The organism is Roseiarcus fermentans (genome assembly GCF_003315135.1).
Classification (GTDB): domain Bacteria; phylum Pseudomonadota; class Alphaproteobacteria; order Rhizobiales; family Beijerinckiaceae; genus Roseiarcus; species Roseiarcus fermentans.
On the sequence record NZ_QNRK01000005.1, the window covers coordinates 128047 to 146991 of the forward strand.

Annotated in this window: 19 protein-coding genes; 6 read left to right on the top strand and 13 right to left on the bottom strand. The window is 67.4% G+C overall.

Going from position 1 to position 18945, the window contains the following annotated elements; translation table 11 throughout:
* Positions 1–91: 91 nt before the first annotated feature.
* Positions 92–295, top strand: a complete 204-nt coding sequence (locus tag DFR50_RS05950; RefSeq protein WP_113888273.1) for a YqaE/Pmp3 family membrane protein — start codon at positions 92–94, stop codon at positions 293–295.
* A 9-nt stretch (positions 296–304) separates the two neighbouring features.
* Here DFR50_RS05950 and obgE read toward each other — a convergent pair whose 3' ends face one another.
* The 4 genes from obgE to rplU all read right to left on the bottom strand — a co-directional run bounded on the left by obgE (position 305) and on the right by rplU (position 2895).
* Positions 305–1381 (bottom strand): GTPase ObgE, encoded by a 1077-nt coding sequence (gene obgE, locus DFR50_RS05955; protein WP_113888274.1) that lies wholly within the window; start codon positions 1379–1381, stop codon positions 305–307.
* Positions 1378–2001, bottom strand: coding sequence for a GNAT family N-acetyltransferase (locus DFR50_RS05960; RefSeq protein WP_170153068.1), 624 nt, complete (start codon positions 1999–2001; stop codon positions 1378–1380). Before DFR50_RS05960 ends, obgE begins: the two co-directional genes overlap by 4 nt.
* A gap of 207 nt (positions 2002–2208) precedes the next feature.
* Positions 2209–2478 (bottom strand): 50S ribosomal protein L27, encoded by a 270-nt coding sequence (rpmA, locus tag DFR50_RS05965; protein WP_113888276.1) that lies wholly within the window; start codon positions 2476–2478, stop codon positions 2209–2211.
* A 99-nt stretch (positions 2479–2577) separates the two neighbouring features.
* Positions 2578–2895: a 50S ribosomal protein L21 gene (gene rplU / locus DFR50_RS05970; RefSeq protein WP_113888277.1), complete on the bottom strand. Its 318-nt coding sequence runs from the start codon at positions 2893–2895 to the stop codon at positions 2578–2580.
* 580 nt (positions 2896–3475) lie between these two features.
* On the opposite strand from rplU, the gene DFR50_RS05975 reads away from it, so the two are divergent.
* The gene (locus DFR50_RS05975; protein WP_245427361.1) at positions 3476–6532 is read left to right on the top strand and encodes an autotransporter family protein; all 3057 of its coding nucleotides are present in this window, start codon (positions 3476–3478) and stop codon (positions 6530–6532) included.
* A gap of 453 nt (positions 6533–6985) precedes the next feature.
* Here DFR50_RS05975 and DFR50_RS33535 read toward each other — a convergent pair whose 3' ends face one another.
* On the bottom strand, positions 6986–8023 hold the full coding sequence (locus DFR50_RS33535) for a glycosyltransferase family protein (protein WP_425376067.1): 1038 nt from the start codon (positions 8021–8023) through the stop codon (positions 6986–6988).
* 797 nt (positions 8024–8820) lie between these two features.
* On the opposite strand from DFR50_RS33535, the gene DFR50_RS05985 reads away from it, so the two are divergent.
* A complete protein-coding gene (locus DFR50_RS05985) occupies positions 8821–9171 on the top strand; it encodes an FkbM family methyltransferase (protein ID WP_281015944.1) in 351 nt (116 codons plus the stop codon).
* A gap of 198 nt (positions 9172–9369) precedes the next feature.
* Here DFR50_RS05985 and DFR50_RS05990 read toward each other — a convergent pair whose 3' ends face one another.
* From DFR50_RS05990 to DFR50_RS06000, 3 genes are all read right to left on the bottom strand, one after another.
* Positions 9370–10311, bottom strand: coding sequence for a DMT family transporter (locus DFR50_RS05990; RefSeq protein ID WP_113888281.1), 942 nt, complete (start codon positions 10309–10311; stop codon positions 9370–9372).
* A gap of 323 nt (positions 10312–10634) precedes the next feature.
* Positions 10635–11531 carry an outer membrane protein gene (locus DFR50_RS05995; RefSeq protein WP_170153071.1) on the bottom strand — a complete coding sequence of 299 codons (897 nt, stop codon included), beginning with the start codon at positions 11529–11531 and terminating at the stop codon, positions 10635–10637.
* 187 nt (positions 11532–11718) lie between these two features.
* Positions 11719–12582 (bottom strand): LysR family transcriptional regulator, encoded by an 864-nt coding sequence (locus tag DFR50_RS06000; protein ID WP_245427364.1) that lies wholly within the window; start codon positions 12580–12582, stop codon positions 11719–11721.
* 161 nt (positions 12583–12743) lie between these two features.
* On the opposite strand from DFR50_RS06000, the gene DFR50_RS06005 reads away from it, so the two are divergent.
* The 3 genes from DFR50_RS06005 (at position 12744) to aceB (ending at position 15250) form a co-directional block, all read left to right on the top strand.
* Positions 12744–12956, top strand: coding sequence for a YjiS-like domain-containing protein (locus DFR50_RS06005; RefSeq protein WP_113888283.1), 213 nt, complete (start codon positions 12744–12746; stop codon positions 12954–12956).
* A gap of 342 nt (positions 12957–13298) precedes the next feature.
* On the top strand, positions 13299–13571 hold the full coding sequence (locus DFR50_RS06010; RefSeq protein WP_113888284.1) for a YjiS-like domain-containing protein: 273 nt from the start codon (positions 13299–13301) through the stop codon (positions 13569–13571).
* Between the two features lie 83 nt (positions 13572–13654).
* Positions 13655–15250 (top strand): malate synthase A, encoded by a 1596-nt coding sequence (gene aceB, locus DFR50_RS06015; RefSeq protein WP_113888285.1) that lies wholly within the window; start codon positions 13655–13657, stop codon positions 15248–15250.
* Between the two features lie 158 nt (positions 15251–15408).
* Here aceB and DFR50_RS06020 read toward each other — a convergent pair whose 3' ends face one another.
* The 5 genes from DFR50_RS06020 to DFR50_RS06040 all read right to left on the bottom strand — a co-directional run bounded on the left by DFR50_RS06020 (position 15409) and on the right by DFR50_RS06040 (position 18834).
* On the bottom strand, positions 15409–15816 hold the full coding sequence (locus DFR50_RS06020; protein WP_113888286.1) for a type II toxin-antitoxin system VapC family toxin: 408 nt from the start codon (positions 15814–15816) through the stop codon (positions 15409–15411).
* The gene (locus tag DFR50_RS06025) at positions 15817–16071 is read right to left on the bottom strand and encodes a type II toxin-antitoxin system Phd/YefM family antitoxin (protein ID WP_113888287.1); all 255 of its coding nucleotides are present in this window, start codon (positions 16069–16071) and stop codon (positions 15817–15819) included.
* A gap of 95 nt (positions 16072–16166) precedes the next feature.
* Complete coding sequence (locus DFR50_RS06030) at positions 16167–16802, bottom strand: NAD(P)-dependent oxidoreductase (RefSeq protein WP_113888288.1); 636 nt, start codon at positions 16800–16802, stop codon at positions 16167–16169.
* 104 nt (positions 16803–16906) lie between these two features.
* Positions 16907–17815 carry a methylenetetrahydrofolate reductase [NAD(P)H] gene (metF, locus tag DFR50_RS06035; protein WP_113888289.1) on the bottom strand — a complete coding sequence of 303 codons (909 nt, stop codon included), beginning with the start codon at positions 17813–17815 and terminating at the stop codon, positions 16907–16909.
* Positions 17815–18834, bottom strand: coding sequence for an ArsR/SmtB family transcription factor (locus DFR50_RS06040; RefSeq protein WP_113888290.1), 1020 nt, complete (start codon positions 18832–18834; stop codon positions 17815–17817). The genes metF and DFR50_RS06040 overlap by 1 nt, the downstream gene beginning before the upstream one ends.
* Positions 18835–18945 lie beyond the last annotated feature (111 nt).

Below are 18945 nucleotides of genomic sequence, written 5' to 3' on the forward strand. Positions count from 1 at the left end.
TCGCCCGTCGGAAGACGGGCGTCCCGACGGACCCGCCGGGGGGAGCGCGGCGACGCGGTCCAACGACCGTGTCTACATTTCGAGGTCTGCAATGCGTCTCATCATCGCGCTGATCCTGCCGTGGCTGGCGTTCTTCACCATCGGCCGGCCGCTGGCGGGAATCGTCTGTCTGATCCTGCAGGTCACGCTGATCGGCTGGATCCCGGCCGCCATCTGGGCCGTCTACGCCCTCAGCCAGTACACGACCGACCGCAAGATCGCGGACGCGCTGCGACAACGGCGCGACGCGGCCTGACCGGCCCGGTCACAGCGGGCTCCACGGCTCCGGCGCCACGAGCGTCGCCGCCGCTTCGGCCCTGCCCGACTCGATCTCGGCCATGGCGGCGCGCAGCGTCTCGGTCACGCCGCTGCGGGTGGCGGTCGACAGCATGAGGGGCCGGGCGCGCTTCGCGCTCGCCTCGAGCGGCGGCCCGTAGCCGCGCATCGCCCGCTTCAGCCTGTCGACCTGTTTGACCCGCGTCGCCTCGTCGACCGCGTCGACCTTGGACAGCGCCACGATTTCCGGCTTCTCGTCGATCCCCTCGCCGTAGGCCGCGAGCTCGCGCCGGATGGTGCGATAGTCGGCGCCGGCGTTCGCCCCGGTGGCGTCGACGAGGTGCAGGAGCACGCCGCAGCGCTCGACATGGCCGAGGAAGCGGTCGCCGAGGCCGTGGCCTTCGTGGGCGCCCTCGATCAGGCCGGGAATGTCGGCGAGCACGAAATCGCGACCGTCGATCTTCACCACGCCGAGCCCGGGATGAAGGGTGGTGAAGGGGTAGTCGGCGATCTTCGGCTTGGCGGCGGAGACGGCGGCGAGGAAGGTCGACTTGCCGGCGTTCGGCAGGCCGACGAGGCCGGCGTCGGCGATCAGCTTCAGGCGCAGGATCAGCGTGCGCTCGATTCCCTCGAGGCCCGGATTGGCGTGGCGCGGGGCGCGGTTGGTCGAGGTGGTGAAATGCAGGTTGCCGAAGCCGCCGTTGCCGCCTTGCGCGACCACCACGCGCTGACCCTCCTCGGTGAGGTCGGCGAGCAGCGCGCCGGTCTCCTCGTCGAACACCTGCGTGCCGACCGGAACCTTCAGCACGGCGTCCGCGCCGCGCCCGCCGGCGCGGTTTCGGCCCATGCCGTGGGTTCCGGTCTTGGCCTTGAAATGCTGCTGGTAGCGGAAGTCGATCAGCGTGTTGAGGCCGGCCGCGCATTCGACCACGACGTCGCCGCCGCGCCCGCCGTCGCCGCCGTCGGGGCCGCCGAACTCGATGAATTTCTCGCGCCGGAACGAGACGCAGCCGGCGCCGCCGTCGCCGGAGCGGACATAGACGCGAGCCTGATCGAGAAATTTCATGCGAGCGGGCCTGTTCCGAGCGGCGCGGTTTCGAAAGTCGACCGCCAGGGCTCGAGCGCCTCCGCCCAGGCGGCGCGCGTCAGGCGGTAGGTATGGCACTCGACCAGGCCGCCGCGCGCCGGAGCGCCCTTGAGGCCGGTGGCGGCGATGGTGAAGCCGCAGGCCTCGAGGACATGGCGCGACGCATCGTTGTCGACGCTGACGTTGGCCAGAATCTCGACCGCCGGGGTCAGCTCCAGGCCCGCTCTGACGATGGCCCAGGTCGCTTCGGTGGTCAGGCCCTTGCCCCAGTGCTCCGGCGCGAGGACGAAGCCGAGGGTGAGCCTGTCGCCGCCGCGGGCCTCGAGGCTGATCGAGCCGATCGCCTCGCGCTGCCCCTTCTTCGGCGTCATGACCAGCGTCAGCTCGCGCCCCGAGGCGTTGCCCTCGCGCGCTCCGTAGATGAATCGTTCGGCGGAGCCGGGCGGATAGGGATGGGGAATCCGCGCAGTATAGCGCGCCACCTCCCATAGCGAGCAGAATCGGTGGATGGCCCCGGCGTCGGACGCTCTCGGCCAGCGCAGCCACAGCCGCGCTGTCTCCAAACGGAAAACATCGTCTCTGGCCAGATCAGGAAACATGGTCGCTCCGGACTGCCTGCCTCGAAAAGAGGCGCTTAAACGACGAAGGAGACGCGGCGACCGCATCCCCTTCGTAAGCTTAGGCTTACCGGACGAATGAAAGGTCTGTTTGGCCTTTCATCTTCATCTCGAAGCTTCTTTTGAGGAGTTTCGAGAACGTCCGCGGGGCTGGTCGCCGAAGCGGGGTTCTCGTCCTGGACCCCGCTTTTATTCTGCTGCTACTTGTTGAATCTTGATCGTTACATATTGCCGACCGTCGCCTTTGAGCTCGAAACACACCTCTCCGGCGGCTTTGGCGAAGAGGGTATGGTCCGTGCCCATGCCGACATTGCGGCCGGCGTGGAATTTGGTGCCGCGCTGACGCACGATGATATTGCCGGCGAGCGCCTGCTCGCCGCCGAACTTCTTCACGCCGAGACGGCGGCCGTCGGAGTCGCGACCATTGCGCGACGAGCCGCCTGCCTTCTTGTGAGCCATTGTCCTGCTCCGAAACTTGCCGATGGGCCGCGATCGAGCGCGGCCGAGTTGAAAACCTTATATCGCAAAAGCGTGAACGAGGGAAACCTCTCGTTCGCGTCACGCGCCCGGCTGGATGGCGGTGATCTTGACGATCGTCAGATCCTGCCGATGGCCGCGCTTGCGCTTGGAATTCTTGCGCCGCCGCTTCTTGAAGGCGTAGACCTTCGGGCCCCGCGCCTGCTCGACGATCTCAGCCGTCACGCTCGCGCCGGCCACGTGCGGGGCGCCGATGGTGCTTGTCTCGCCGTCGAAGAGGGCCAGGACCTCGTTGAAAACGACCTGCGAGCCGGCTTCTCCGGCCAAGGTCATGACGGTAATTTCTTTGTCGGCGGCGACCGTGTACTGCTTGCCGCCGGTCTTGATGACTGCGAACATCGTTTTTCTCCGTGTTCCGCCCGGCTCATTACGCGAACAACTGCGCGCGGCCGGCTTCTTTGCAGTGGACCGAATCGCGGCCCCCCAAGGGAGAGCCGCGGGCGAATGCCCGGATTTGAGGTTTTGGGGCGTCCGGCGGCGGGAGAGCCGGCCGGGGGCAAAAAACCAAAAGCGCGGCCCTGAGGCCACGCTGGAGCGGGGCCGTCTATAAGGGGCCGCACGCATGAAGTCAATCCGCTCGCCGCGGCGCGAACGGAGGCGCCAGAACCCCGGCCGGCGGCGAGTTCGATCCGACCGCGGCTCGCAAATCGGCGCAACGGCGCGGCGGGATATTGTCATCATCCGGTCAGGAATACGGCAAATCCTTGGCACGACTGAACAACGCCCGTCGCACGGCCTTCCACCGTCTGTCACGCGCCGGCGCTAGTCATCTCGTCAAAATCAAGAGGGGCTTGTTGTCATGTCGGTATGTTGCGCTCGGGGTCGAAAGTCGGGACTCCTTCTGTCGACCGCGATCGTTCTCGTCGCTTGCGCCGGCGCGCGAGCGCAAACGGCCAATGTCACGCCCGCAAACGTCAACGTGCTCAATCTCCTGTCGCCCTTCCTGAGCCTCAACGGCTCGACCGTGGGGCAGACGACGCTCTCGGACAACCTGGCGCAGGCCATCAGCGTCAACACCAGCGCCGCGCTGGCGGCGCAGGAGCTGTCCTACAGCGACAAGAACCTGCTCGGCTCGGCCGTGAATACGGTGACCGGCGTGGCGGGCGCGTTCGGCGTCGCGGCCAACCTCGGCGGCGGCCTGCCGAACCAGCCGGCGCCGGCCGGAGGGACGGTTCCGGGCGTCCAGCCGGTCGGCGGTCTCGGAACCCAGCTCGGCGCCATCTACGCCAGCGGCGTCAACGCCTACGCGGCCGGCGACCATTCGTCGCTCGCCAGCACGGTCGGCCTGCTCACCAGCGCCTACAGCTTCACCAGTTCCGACCTCGGCGTGGCGAAGAACTATTTCGCCAACGGCAACAAGTCGAACAACGCCGTCGCGCCCTACGGCGGCGTCGTCGCGGTGGCGCCCTCGGGCTATACGCTGCCGACCTATGCGCTGGACGCGGACGGATATCCGGTCACCACGCTGCCGAACACGACCTACAGCGTCTACGACCTCGCCTATGGCGTGTCGAACACCCAGTCCGGCCAGAACGTCTACGGCAGCTCGCGGCCGGCGCAGGTCGCGCCGAGCCAGTTCAACCTGTTCGACCCGACGGCGCTGAACGGCATCAACACCAATCCGGCCTTCCCGAGCGGCCACACCACCTACGCCTTCACCGATTCGATCCTGATCGGGATGATGGTCCCGCAGGAATTTCAGAGCATGCTGTCGCGTGCGGCCGAATACGCCAACAGCCGCATCGTGCTCGGCGTCCACTATCCGCTCGACATCATCGCCAGCCGGTCGTTCGTCCAGTACGACCTGGCGCAGGCCTTCACCAACCCGGCCTACATCAACAACGCGACCACCACCGGGACGGCGATCAACCTGCCGAGCCTGTTCACCGCGGCGCAATCCGAGCTCACCGGCTACCTGTCGGCGCAATGCGGCGCCTCGGTCGCGACCTGCGCGTCGAGCTCGGCCAACACGACCAACGACCCGTATGTCCCGAGCGCGGCGAACGCCGCGACCTATGCGGCGAACCTGACCTACGGCCTGCCCACCCTGACCTACACCCAGGCGCCGCGCGAGCAGGCGCCGTCCGGCGGTCCGGACGCCTCGATCCTGCTCGCGTCCCTCTACGGCGGCAGCACGTCGGCCGCGCAGGCGATCGCGCCCAACGGCGGCATCGACGCCAGCCTCCAGACGAGCACGATCAACCAGATCGTCGTCAACACCGAAGGCCAGGCGCTCGCCGCCTTCTACGGCACGGCGCTGAGCTACTGGAGCCGCGTCAACCTCTACGCCGCCGCCGGCTACTTCTCCGGCGTCACCGGCGTCCTGACCATGGCCTCGAGCGACGTGGTCAACATGCCGGTGACGATCGCCGGCACGGGCGTGCTGGTCGACAACGGCAGGATCAACGGCGCGACCAACGTTCAGAGCGGCGGCGCGCTCGGCGGCGTCGGCTCGGTCGCCGGCAATGTCGCAGTGCAGAGCGGGGGCTCCCTCTCGCCCGGCGGCTTCACCCCGGCGGGCGTGCAGGCGAGCCCTGGCGCGCTGAGCGTCGCTGGCAATCTCGTGCTGAGCGCCGGCGCGGGCTATGGCGTCGTGGTCGCCGGATCGACCGCCTCGAAGACCGCCGTCACCGGATCGGCCTCGCTCGGCGGCGCGGTCAACGCGACGTTCGCGCTCGGATCGACCTTCTCGCGCACCTACACCATCCTCACCGCCGGCTCGGTGAGCGGGACCTTCGCCGGCGTCGCCAACAGCGGCCTGCCGGCCGGGCTGACCGACACGCTGAGCTACGACGGATCCGACGCCTACCTGACGCTGCAGGTCGGATCGTCGATCCCGGGCGGCCTGAACCGCAACCAGCAGGCGGTCGCCAACGCCCTCAACGCGTCCCTGATCCAGGCGGGCAGCTTGCCGACCGTTTACGCCCTGACCGCCGCCGGGCTGACCCAGGCGAGCGGCGAGATCGCCACCGCGCCGCGCCTGGCGGTGTCGCAGGCGGGCGGCGGCTTTGTCCAGTCGTTCTTCGACGGCGGATTGTCCGATCCGGACGCGCGCTATCGCACCGGGGCGGACATCGCCATGTTCTACGCGCCGCTGCCGACGAAAAAGAGCCCGGCGCTGTCGGCGATTCCCGCGCCCTTCAGCCCCTACTGGACGGTCTGGTCGACGACCTTCGCCGGTCATGCGTCGGTCGACGGCCAGGCGGGCGTCGGATCGAACACGGCGAGCGGAACGAACTGGACCGAGGTCGTCGGAGTCGAGTACCGCATGGCGCGCGACACCGCGGTCGGCTTCGGCTTCGGCGGCGGATCGACCAATTTCAGCGTCGCGGGCGGCGGCGGTTCCGGCAGCTACAGCTTCGGCGAGATCGCGGCCTACGCGACACACGAGTTCAACGCGGTCTATCTCACCGGCGCGCTCGGCGGCGGCGCCGGCTCGATCAAGACCAACCGCACCGATCCGCTGGCAGAGCAATTGCAAGGGAGTTTCAACGCCAGCAACTTCGCGGGACGAGTGGAACTCGGCGACAAGCTTGCGGTCGCGCCCGGCGCTGTGCTGTCGCCTTACGCTGCGGTGCAGGTGAATTACGCCTCGCTGCCCTCCTACAACGAGGGCTCGTGGAGCCAGTTCTCGCTCGCCTACGCGTCGCAGAACGCGACCGACACCTCGACCGAGCTCGGCTTCCGCGTGAAGCAGGACTTCGCCGCGGACGGCGCGCTGTTCACGGTCGGCGGCCGGCTCGCATGGGGCTACAATTTCAACACCACGGAGCAGGCCAGCGCCGCCTTCCTCGACCTGCCGGGGTCGAACTTCACGGTCTATGGCGCATCGCCCGCGCGCAACGCGGCGCTGGCGAACGTAGGCGGCAAGGTCGCGTTCGGCAATGGAATCGCCATCGAGGCGCGCTTCGACGGCCAGTTCGGCTCGGGAACGCAAGTCTACGGCGGCCGCGGAACGGTCAGCTACAGCTTCTGACCGCGGCTACGGCGGGGCGCGGGCGACCTGTCCCGCCGCATAAGGCCGGCGCCCGCGGCGCGCCGGTCACGCAGGACAACCCCGCCGGCCGGCTTCTCGCGGAGGCCCGATTGGCTGGCCGGAATGGGAGTCCCCGCCGGCCAACCCCCGGATCGCCAGGCGTCGGGAGGTCCGGCGGCTGGACAGGCGCGCCGGGGGCAAAAAACCTCAGCGCAACTCTGGAGGGGGCGGTCGATACGGGCGTCCAAGAGCCGTGTCGATCAATTATCCGGATGTTGCCAGGGGACGGGCATCCGGAATACGGCTGGAATACGGCGCATACGACGAGCCGGATTTGCCTTGGGTGAGACGGATTCTACCGGGCGGCGGATGATTGGCGGCTTGCGTTGAGTTCGCAATCCGACCCGACCGGAGATCCGACGATGACCACCGCCCCGCTCGCTCGCTACGGCGCTATGGGGAGCGCGCTTCGCGGGCGGCTTGCTCGGGCCGGGCGGCGCCGCCAGCAGCGACACGACCTCGCGCCGCCGTCGGGGTCGAAGGGCGGGAGCCGTCGACCCAACTCACGCGTCGCCCCGCGGGGCGCGGTTGTTCCTGCACGAGTTCGCTCAGGGCGACGTCCGGAAGAGGGATGTCGATCTCGACATTGCGCTCCAAGCGATCGTAAATCTGCTCCGCTCTGCGGCGCAACGAATGGTGGCGGTGAACCAATGCGCAAGCCAATTTGACGATCGTCTGGTTCTCTGAATTTTCTCGATCCTCGTCCAGCCGCTGGGCGAGGTCGGAACCATCCGGCGCAACCTGACAAATTGCGTTGAGCGGCAGCATTCGCTCATACTCGCCGCTCTTCGGCAAGACGCCCAACAGCCGCGCGCCGGCTGCTAGCCCCTCGAAATAGCGCATCACGATAGGGCTATATCCGCCTGATCGCTCTGGTTGAGGAGGCGTCACAACGAAATATCGCGCACTCGACGCAAGACATCCAAGGCTATCCCGAGAATAGCGACCTTCATTAGAATAAACATACTCCAAATTACGCTCAGAACAGTACCTCAACAGCGCTCGATGAAGAGGCTCATCACGTCTTCCCATCCAAAATGCGAAAATTGACTTGTCCTCTGATCGGGGAAAAAAGGTACTCGTGTCGGCTGCGTATGGCATATATGAAAAACGCGCACTCGAAAACGCCCTCTTAAGGTCCAAAAAAGCCTCGGAATATGGAATAAAGCAGGGATCAAATCTGTGTATCAGGCTTGAATATCCGACACGTGACACGCTATATTTCCAGGGATCAATCACAAACGCGCTTCGACGGGCGGACGGCTTAGACAAAGCGGCCAGATGAATGGGCGGGCTGGGTCGCGTGCTTTTCTGCATCCACAACAGCGTGTCGCATTCGGAGACCTGCGAGCGGACCGCAAGCCACTCGCGAAACCGATGCCGGACGAACGCCGGCGGACGAATGGTGCGAACGTTCGCCCGCTCGCTCATATTGTCGAACAGGGGGTCCTCCAACGTCGTCAGATTCGATCCGCGATCGAGCAGCGACCCTGAAAGAAGCCCCAGCTGCCTCACAACCCATTCTCCGGACAATGCGTGGGTAAGACTGAAATCAGCATCCTTGACCCATCTTTACAACGCGTGGTTCACAATGTAAATGCGGTAGCAGGGGCGCAGCGACCAAGTCGTGAGAGAGAAGATTCAGAAGACGTCGTCCAAATATTTCCATGATAGAGATTTTTTGCCCTCCCGCTAAGACGCGGGTACATCGAGCGATGAGCGATCCGCTGACGCATCGTAATCTGTCTTTCTCAAATCCGTTCAAGGCGCCACGCGACTTCGTTGGCGGCATTTTTTGTTTTCTGTTCCCTCAGGTTTGGCCTAGGCGGAGGTTAGCGAATAAGCATTGGGATGAAACTGAGTGTAATTTGATCGGCTTGATGGCGGATCGCCCAAAGGGGCCTTCGATGTCGGCGCCAACGCGGGGATATACGCATATCGCCTGTCAGCGTTGACGCCGAAAGTCTATGCTTTGGAACCAGACTCACGCCTGGCGGCGAGGATCGCAAATGCGCTGCCCGCAATGTCGACGTCCATGCGGCGGCCGTTTCAAATCAGAAGGGCGTCGCTCGTCTCGCGTTTCCAGTTGTCCAGGGAAAGCCTAGCACGGCGCTGTCCTCGATCGAACCCGGAGCGCTGGGCGCGGAGACCAAGACGGCGTCTATCGAAGCGCCGACCCTGCGCCTCGACGAATTCGCCTGCGGATCGGTCGGCTTTATCAAATCGACATCGAGGGCCATGAACTTAGCGTGCTGGAGGGCGCCGCGGCGCTGATCGACCGGGAGCGACCCGTCGTTTTGGTCGAAGCCGAGGACCGGCACAGGACACGCGCGGTCGCCTCCGTCCGCACGTTCATGGAATCCCGCGGCTATGACGGGTTCTTCATTTTGCGCGGCGCGCTCAGGACAATCGACGAACTGACGGACGACATGCAGTCCGTGGCCAATCTGAATTCGACGATGCTCCGCACGAAAATGTGCTATGTCGGATTTCTTTTCGTCTCGAGAAAGAAGGCGTCGGGATTCGCCCGGAACATGGAGGACGCGCTCGGCAAACAGACGAACTCGGACTCCGTTTGATGCCGGGATGGGACGACATATGATCGGTCACCGCGCGGTTATCGGCGTTGACCCCGAAAAATCGCCTCAATGACGACGATCCCGCCGCGCGGTTGGCCGGAAGGGTCGGCGCGCCAGGCGGCGATCGCGCCTGCGCCCTCGGGCTTCAATTCGATTCAGTGTCCCATTGAATTCTCCTGATTGCCGACCCGCCGCGCCTCAGCGACGCGAGGGGGAAATCTTGCCGGCGCCCTTCTGCGCGACGGCGATGCCGCCAACGACGAGGATCAGCGCCACGACTTGATAGGCTGCGAACGGCTCGCCGAGGATGGCGACCGCCATGATCGCGCCGAATACCGGCACGAGATTGACGAACACGCCCGCTCGCCCCGGCCCGATCAACTCGACGCCGCGCATGAAGAAGAGTTGTGACGCGAACGCGGGCCCGAGCGCGACATAGACGAGCGTCATCAGCCCCGCGGCGGTCGGCCAGATGAAGCCGCCCGAGGCGATCTCCCAGACCATCAGCGGCACGGAGGTGAGGAAGGCGGCGACCGCCATGCCGGCGAGCAGGCTGAGCGCCGAAACGGGCGGACGCTCGCGCAAGCCCACCGTGTAGCCGGCATAGAGAAAGACCGCGACCAGCATCATCGCGTCGCCGCTGTTGAAGGCGAGCTTCAGCAACCGCGCCGCGTCGCCCTGCGCGGCGATCGCCGCGACGCCGGCCATGGTGACGGCGGCGCCGAGCGCCTGAAGCGCGGTGAAACGGACGCCCAGGAACGCCCGCGCGCCCAGAAGGACAAACGCCGGAATGCCGCCCTGGAGGATCGACAGGTTGAGCGCGCTGGTGCGATGGGCGGCCAGATAGAACAGCGCGTTGAAGCCGGTGTAGCCGAGCGCGCCCATCGCCAGGATGTAAAGCCAGTTGGTCTTCAGCGCCGGCCAGTCGCGACGCAGCGATGGGCGCGCGGCGACGAGAATCGGCGCGAGCGCCATGAGCCAGCGCAGGCAGGTCAGCGTCATCGGCCCGATCTGCCCGACCGCGAGACGGCCGACGATCGAGTGGCCGGCCCAGATCAGGGTGGTCAGCACGAGCAGCAGGATCGGGTTCGCCCAGGCGGAGCGGAAAAATCCCGCCCGAGGCGCGGTCGCATCGGTCATGGAGACTCAGGGGCTGGCGCGGCGGCGCGGCCGCCGCTTCGGGCGTCATGGCTACAAGCGGCCGACTCCGTTGGCAACGGGCGCCCCGGGTCTCGCCCGGGTCGGCGTCTCTTGAATTCGTCGAAAATTCTGGTTGCAATTTCATCCAGTTTTCATTCTGGGCGAAACCGCCATGATCACCGTCGCCGCTTTCGAGGCCAAAACGCGCCCCCTCCCGCCACACGATCGAAGCGAGGCGGGGGAGAAGTCGTGATCACCAAGCCCGGCCGGCCCGCCGCGCGCCTCGCCGGCGCCGGGCGTCCTTCAGCGCCCGCTTCCGGCGCTCAATACCGCGCGACGAGCGGCGCGGCGGGCTCGAGCCCGCCGATCAGGTAGACGAGGCCGATGCGGATGTCGTTCGAAGCGAGCGCGCCGCGCGCCGTCGCGGCGACGCCCGCTACGCAGGCGGGCGCGCCCGGGAAGCAGTGCGTCCCGCCCAGCGCGATCGAGCCCAGGTTGAGATAGCGGTAACTCACTTCCAGCTTCAGGTTCGGGGCGATGTCGACGTCGAACCCCGCCGTCAGCGCCCAGGCGAAATGTGTCCGCGCGGCGTTGGAGAATAAACCCCCGATGGGGACGAACGCCCCGGCGGGGGTGCGCGCGAACCCTTGATCGGAGACGCCGGAGAGCGCGGTGTCGGCGACGCCGAGGCCGGCGCCGACGAACGGCCGCACGCCCTGCCAGGCGCCGAGGTCGACGTAGCCGTTGATGAGCGCGACCAGCGAGGAGACGCGCGCGCTCAGCCGATCGGCTGCGATCGGCCCCGGACTTGCGATGGCGAAGCTCGACTGAAAGCGGCCGCCGAAGCGGTACTCCAGCGTCGCGTCGGTCCGCAGCCAGGAATTGAAGACATAACCGAGACCGGCGTCGAGAGACGCCGACGGCGACAGCGTGGCGTGACCGAACGAGGACGTCGCGAAGGGCGACACGAGTCCTCCGGGAGCCGCGATCCCGGCCGGCGCGGCGCTCGCGAGCGAGGGCGGCGTCTCGAAGCCGGCGCCGACGTCTCCGCGCAGATACCAGCCGCTGAACTCGTCCCCGGCCTCCGGGCCGCCCGCCGCCGGCGGCAGCGTCGGCGCGGGGGGAAGATCGACGGCGATCGCGGCCCCGCCGGAGGCCAGGCCGAGAGCCGCGGCGAGGACGAGCGCTCGCCAATTGGGCGCGAGAGTCCAATTGGCCATGATCGCCGTCCCTTCGTCAGACATGGGCGACGACCATCCGCGCCCTCGAGAGATCGCGGCGAACCTGTCACGGGGGCGCTTAACAGCGTGTTAAGCTTAACCGTTAACTGTAAGCATAGCGATGTCGCTTCTCCCGCCTGCGGAAGAAGGGGTCGCCGAAGGGCGCAGGCGGGCGAGGGAGTCGCCCTCACGCCGCCCGGCGCATGGCGAGGCTGATGGTCTCGCGGATCGCGTTGGCGAGCGCCTTGGTCTCCTCGGACGGATGACCCGCCGCGTGAATCAGTCCCATCCGGGTCGGCGGCAGCGGCGGCAGACCCTCCTCCGGGCCGAGCATGCGCAGGCCCTCGCCCACCATCGACTCCGGAAGGGTCGTCGCCGCGAGTCCCGCGCGCACCACCGCGCCGATCGCGGAGAAATTCTTGGAGAACACCAGGCCGCGGGTCTGGCGCTCCGCCTCGGCGAGCGCGTCGTCGGCCTCGCGCCGCCACAGGCACGAGACGGCGCCGAGGGCGAGCGGGATCGGCGCTCCGGCGTCGACGTGAAAGCGCTCGGACGCCGCCCACACCAGCGGCTGCTCGTGCAGCAGCTCGAAGCCGTGCAGGCCCGGATGGTCGGTGACCAGCGCCAGCTCGAGCGCGCCGACCGACACCTGCTGGGCGAGCTCGGGCGAGCCCTCGCAGGCCACCGACACTTCGACCATCGGATGTTTGCGGGTGAACCGGCCGAGGATCGCGGCGAGATAGGTCTCGGCGTAGTCGTCCGGGATGCCGAGCCGCACCGCGCCGCGCAGGCCCTTGCGCGACAAAGCGGCGACCGCTCCGGCCTCGATGTGAACGATGCGGCGGGCGAAATCGATCAGGCTTTCGCCTTCCGCGGTGAGCCGCGTCCCGCGCCCCTGTTTCACGAACAGGGCGCAGCCGAGCTGCTCCTCCAGCCGGCGGACATGCATCGAGACCGCCGACTGGGTCTTGTGGACTCGGTCCGCCGCCTTGGTGAACGAGCCGGTGTCGACGATGGCGAGGAAAGACCGAAGCTGGTCGGTGTCGAGCATGCGCCTGATCCATTCGAGTTTCTTATTACATAGCTTAGTAACATTCGTTAGACCGATCAATCGGCAAAGCGTAGACGTCGTGTCGTTCAGCAATCCGCAGAACCTGCCGACCGTGGCCCCTCGGGCCGCGCAGCCGAGACTCGTCCCAACGGAGGCAAACCATGATTCTTCTGTCCCGCCATGCCGTATCCCGGGTCGCCGAAGCCGTTCGGCGGGCGCTCGAATGGCCGGCGCGGGTGAGCGCAGCCCAGGGGGCGATGAGCGAACTCGCGCAGATGTCGGACGAGCGACTGCGCGACATCGGCCTCACCCGGCAAGAGATGTACGACGTCACCGGCCTGCGGTGTCGACGATGCGGCGGCCGGCATCGATGAAATGCTCGCCTTCGCGGCCAACCGCGTCCGCGTCCCGCGCTCGTGTTTCACGAACGCGGCGCAGCCGAGCGGCTGCGCCGCGAGCTTGCGGATAGGCGTCGAGGCCGCGGACGGGGTCTTGTGGACCCGCTCCGCCGCCTTGGGGAACGAGCGAGAGACCGACGCGCATCGGCGTCGAGCATGGCTTGATCCATTCGAGTTTGCTATTAAATCTCTTACAAACATTCGTTGGACCGATCAATCGGCAAGGCGTAGTGATCGTGGCGTTCAGCAATTCAGAGAACGCGCCGACCGTGGCCCTCGGGCCGCGCAGCCGAGACTCGTCCCTAACGGAGGGAAACCATGATTCGTTTGTCCCGTCACGCCGTATCCCGGGCCGCCGGCGCCGTTCGGCGGGTGCTGGAATGGCCCGCGCGGGTGAGCGCAGCCCGGCGGGCGATGAGCGATCTGGCGCGCATGTCGGACTACGAGCTGCGCGACATCGGCCTCACCCGGCAGGACGTGTTCGACGTCAGCGCGCTGCCGCTGGATCAGGACCCGACCGCCCTGCTCGCCCGGCGCCGGAACGCGGTGCGCGACCATCACGAGGCGCCGCGGCTCGATCGCGCGGCGTGAAGGCGTCGGGGCCCTTCCCCAAGGGCGGCGAAACGGTCTAGGACAGGCGCCCAAAGACCGCGTCGCCCCATCGGAGGAGCTCCATGACCGCCCAACCGGCCGCAGGAATTCAGGTCCAAGCCGGGGAGCGTCCCCGGCAGGCCGAAATCCTCACTCCCGCAGCGCTCGAATTCGTCGCCGACCTGCATCGCCGTTTCGATTCGCGTCGGCGCGAGTTGCTGGCGCGCCGGATGGAGCGGCAGAAGCTGTTCGACGCCGGTCAGACGCCGCACTTCCTGACCGAGACGAAGAGCGTTCGCGACGGCGACTGGACGGTCGCAGCTGTCCCGCCCGATCTGCTCGACCGGCGGGTCGAGATCACTGGCCCGGTCGACCGCAAGATGATCGTCAACGCGCTGAACTCCGGCGCGAAGGTGTTCATGGCGGACTTCGAGGACGCCACGTCGCCGTCATTCGCCAACATGATCGAGGGTCAGGCCAACCTCAAGGACCGCTGGGAAGGGCGGATCGACTTCACCGATCCGGCGACCGGCAAGGCCTATGCCGTCAAGGCCGACCCGGCCGTGCTGATGGTGCGGCCGCGCGGCTGGCACCTGCCCGAGCGCCATGTCACGGTCGACGGCCGCGAGGTGTCCGGCTCGCTGTTCGACTTCGGCCTCTACGTCTTCCACAACGCCAAAGCCCAGATGGCTCGCGGCGCCACGGTCGCGTTCTATCTGCCCAAGATGGAGAGCCACCTCGAGGCGCGCCTGTGGGACGAGGTCTTTTCGCACGCGGAAAGCGCCCTCGGCGTCCCGCACGGTTCGTTCAAGGCGACCGTGCTGATCGAGACGCTGCCGGCGGCGTTCGAGATGGACGAGATCCTGTACGAACTGCGCGACCATATCGTCGGCCTCAATTGCGGCCGCTGGGACTACATATTCTCGTTCATCAAGCGGCTCGGCAAGAATCCGGCGTTCCTGACGCCCGACCGGTCGGTGATGACCATGGGCCAGGCCTTTCTCAACGCCTATTCGCTGCTGCTGATCAAGACCTGCCACCGCCGCGGCGCCTTCGCCATGGGCGGCATGGCGGCGCAGATCCCGGTCAAGGGCGACGCGCACGCCAACGACGCCGCCTTCGCCAAGGTGCGCGCCGACAAGGAGCGCGAGGCGTCGAACGGCCACGACGGCACCTGGGTCGCCCATCCCGACCTCGTGCCGATCGCCATGGAGGTGTTCGACCGGCTGATGCCGGGACCCAACCAGCTGTCGGTGACCCGCGACGACGTCGACGTGACGGCGAGCGACCTGGTCGAGATGCACCGCGGCGAGCGGACCGAGACGGGCCTGCGCGAAAACATCCGCGTCGGCGTGCAATATATCGAGGCGTGGCTGCGCGGCCGCGGCGCGGTGCCGATCTACAATTTGATGGAAGACGCCGCGACCGCCGAAATCTCGCGCGCTCAGGTGTGGCAGTGGATCAACCTGAAGGCGAAACTCGCCGACGGCCGCGAGGTCGCGCCGGACATGTTCCGCGCCGCGCTCGAAGGCGAGATGGAGCGGGTGAAGGGCGAGGTCGGCGCCGCGGCCTACGAGGGCGGCCGTTTCCCGGAGGCGATCGAGCTGTTTTCCGACATGTCGCTCGCGCCCACCTTCGAGGAGTTCTTGACCCTGCCGGCCTACCGGCTGATCGACTAGGGCATGCTGAATTGAGGTTCATGTCCTCCGTCATTGCGAGCGAAGCGAAGCAATCCCTGCACAGAACGCTGCGCTCCTCGCAATGACGGGGTTGGTTCGACCTGATTTCATCTCGCTCCAGGGCGAGCGCGTCCCGTCGGGAGGGCGCCGCCCGCAACTCAGGTCACCGCGTTCCAGGGATTGATCACCCGGACGCCGGCGTCGTCGAAATCGGCGACGTTGCGGGTCACGACGATCAGGTCGTGCACGACTGCGGTCGCTGCGATCAGGCCATCGATCTCGCCGCGAGACCTCGAAGCGGCGATGCGGCCCCATTCGAGGGCGACCGCGTCCGTGACCGGCAGGATGCGGTCCGCATAGTCCGACCTCAGGCGGCGAAGCCATTCCTCGAGACGGGCCACGCCGTGCGGGTTCGACCGCCGCTTCATCACCACGCCGCGCATGATCTCGCCGAGCGTCAGGGTACTGAGATAGATCGAATCGGATTTGACGGAGCGCAGCCACGCCATGACTTGAGGGGTTCCGCGTCGGGCTTCCGAGATGACGTTGGTGTCGACGAGATACATCTAGATATCCACTTCCCGGCTCGGCGCTTTCGAGCGGGAGTCGACAGTCGCGGCAAATTCGTCGTCCCACGGCGTGCCGGACAGAAGGTGGTCGACCAGCGACGGACGCTGGCTGACGAGGGTGTCGTAGTCGTCGGCGGACATCACGACGGCGGCGCGTTTGCCGCGAACGGTCACGGTCTGGGGCCCTTCGCGCCCGGCGCGCTGGACCAGTTCGCTAAATCGATTCTTGGCGTCCTGCAAAGCCCAGTCCATCGAGCGCCTCCACTGTCTAGACTGGCTAGATAGGGCTTCCCGGAGCCGCAGTCAAACGTTCGCTCGCGCGTTGGGGAACGGCCCCAGGAGTCGCGCTACCGCGACACCAGGACCGGGGCCTTGCGCAGGTATTGCGTCGACGTCACCTGCTTGACGACGAAATCGGCCACGTCGGCGCGCGAGACGAGGCCGTTGCGCCACTGCGAGGGCTCGGTCAGCGCCTTGCAGCGGCCGGAGGGCGGACCGGGCACGAGAACGCCCGGCCGGACGATTGTCCAGTCGAGCCCGCTCTCCTTGATGATGCGTTCCTGGACGCCCTTGTCGTCGTAGGCGCGCCCGAGAAACAGCCGGAACGGCGCCATCTGCAGCCAGTTGATCGCGACGCGGCTGTCGCCGGCGCCGAAGCCGGTCACGGCGATCAGCCGCTTCACCCCCTGCCGCTCCATCGCCGGCACGAGCACGCGGGTGGCCTCGGAAAACAGGGTGACCGGCGCCATCAGGTCGCGAACCGGCACGCCGAGCGTCTCGATCACCGCATCGATCCCGTCGAGCGCGCCCTCGACGTCGGCCGGGTCGAGCGCGTTGCCGCGCCGCTTCTCCAGATTGGCGTGGGTGAGCGCGATGGCGTCGGCCGAGCGCGCGAACGCCCGCACCCGATGGCCCGCCCTCAGCGCCACCGATACGGCCTCCAGTCCGATTCCCTTGCTCGCGCCGACCACCAGGACATGCATGCGGTCATTCCCTTGCACCGGCCTTCTACGACCGGGAAATGCGATCGGATCGCCGATTGCGCCCGCGCACTCCGAAGGGCTGGCGGGGCCGGCGCCCGCGTCCCTCACGCCGCCGCTGCTTCGACCTTCGGCCCGGGCTTCAGCCCGATCAGATGGCAGATCGCGAACACGAGGTCGGCGCGGTTCATGGTGTAGAAGTGCAGCTCGCCGACGCCGTGGTCGACGAGATCGAGCACCTGCTCGGCGCAGACCGCGGCGGCGACCAGCCGGCGGGTCGCCGGGTCGTCCTCGAGGCCCTCGAACCGGTCGGCGAGCCATTGTGGCACGCTCGCTCCCGAGCGGCGGGCGAAGTTCGCCGTCTGCTTGAAGTTCTGCACCGGAAAGATCCCCGGCACGATCGGGATCGAGATCCCGGCGGCGGCTGCGACGTCGAGGAAGCGGAAATAAGCTGAATTGTCGAAGATCAGGTTGGTGATCGCCCGCGTCGCCCCGGCGTCGATCTTGCGCTTCAGCAGTTCGATGTCGTGCAGAAGCGTGGGGCTCTGGGGATGCTTTTCCGGATAGGTCCCGACCGAGACCTCGAAGTCGCCGACGCGACGGGCCTCGGCGACGAGTTCTTCCGTCGTCTGGAACCCGTCGGGGGGCGCCTCGTAGGGCGCGTCGATGCCGGTCGGCGGGTCGCCGCGCAGCGCCACGATGTGGCGCACGCCGGCGGCGTGGTAAGCCGCGAGCACGTCGCGGATCTCGGCCTTCGAGGCGCCGACGCAGGTGAGGTGGGCGGCGGGCTTCATCGTCGTCTCACGCGCGAGACGGGCGACGGTGGCGTGGGTGCGCTCGCGCGTGGTGCCGCCGGCGCCGTAGGTGACCGAGACGAAATGCGGGTCGAGCGGCTCGAGCCGTCGCGCCGCCTCCCACAAATTCGCCTCCATCTCCGGCGTCTTCGGCGGAAAGAACTCGAACGAGACGCGCACGGGCGCGCGCGACCGGCTGAGAGGGACGGGCTTTACAGGCATCAGGCGAACTCCGTGTCGGCTCTCTGAAATCCGTCCGAGATGACCCGCGGGTCCTCGGCCAGCCACAACGCGACCGTCAGCTTGCCGGAATCGCCCGGGGCCGGCGGGACGCGGTTCGACCGGACCGCGACGAGTCCGGCCTCGGTCAAAAAACCCTCGATCTCGGCGAGCGGGAAGCCGAGCCGGCGATGGGCGAAATCGGCGCGCAGGAATTCCTGGGTGTGGGCGTCGAAGTCGACGACGACCAGCCGGCCGGAGGGCCCGAGCGCGCGCGCGGCTTCCTTCAGCGCCCGCGCCGGATCGTCGAGGAAGTGCAGCACCTGGTGGACGACGATGAGATCGTAGCCGTTGCGTTCGACCGGCGGCGCGTAGACGTCGCCCTGGCGCAGCTGCACGTTGCGCAGGCCCGTTTGCTCCATGCGGCTGCGCGCCAGCGCCAGCATTGCGGCGCTCTGGTCGACGCCGACGGCGCGCGCCGCGCGCGGCGCAAGCAGCTCCAGCATCCGGCCCGTGCCGGTCCCGAGATCGAGCAGGGTGCGGAACGGCCGGTCGCCGATCAGGTCGATCAGCGCCGCCTCCACCCGCTCTTCGGAAGCGTGCAGGGCGCGGATGCGGTCCCAGTCGCCCGCCTGCTCGGCGAAATAGGCGGCGGCCTGCCTGCGGCGCGCCTCGCGGGCGACGTCGAGCCGGGCGCGGTCGGCGGCGAGGACCGGGTCGGCGGGATCGAGCCGGCGAACGAGGTCGCGGGCGAACTCGCCGCCGGCCTCGGCGAGGCGGAAGAACGCCCACGCGCCCTCGCGCTGGCGCACCGCGAGCCCCGCTTCCGTCAGGAGTTTCAGGTGGCGGGACACCCGCGGCTGCGACTGGCCGAGAATGGCGACGAGCTCGCTGACCGTCAGCTCTGCTTCGTCCAGCAGGCAGAGAATGCGCAGGCGCGTCTCCTCGCCCGCCGCCTCGAGCCCGGCGAGGAGGGAGGAGAAGGAGACGGCGCCGTCGCTCGGGGATCGGACGTGAGACATAAAGATATGTTTATGTCTAAAACAGCGCGGACGCAAGGGGCGCGAACCGCCGGAAAACCCAGCCGATCAAGTTTCTGGATTTGTCGCCTGCGCCGTGCCATTGGCACGAGG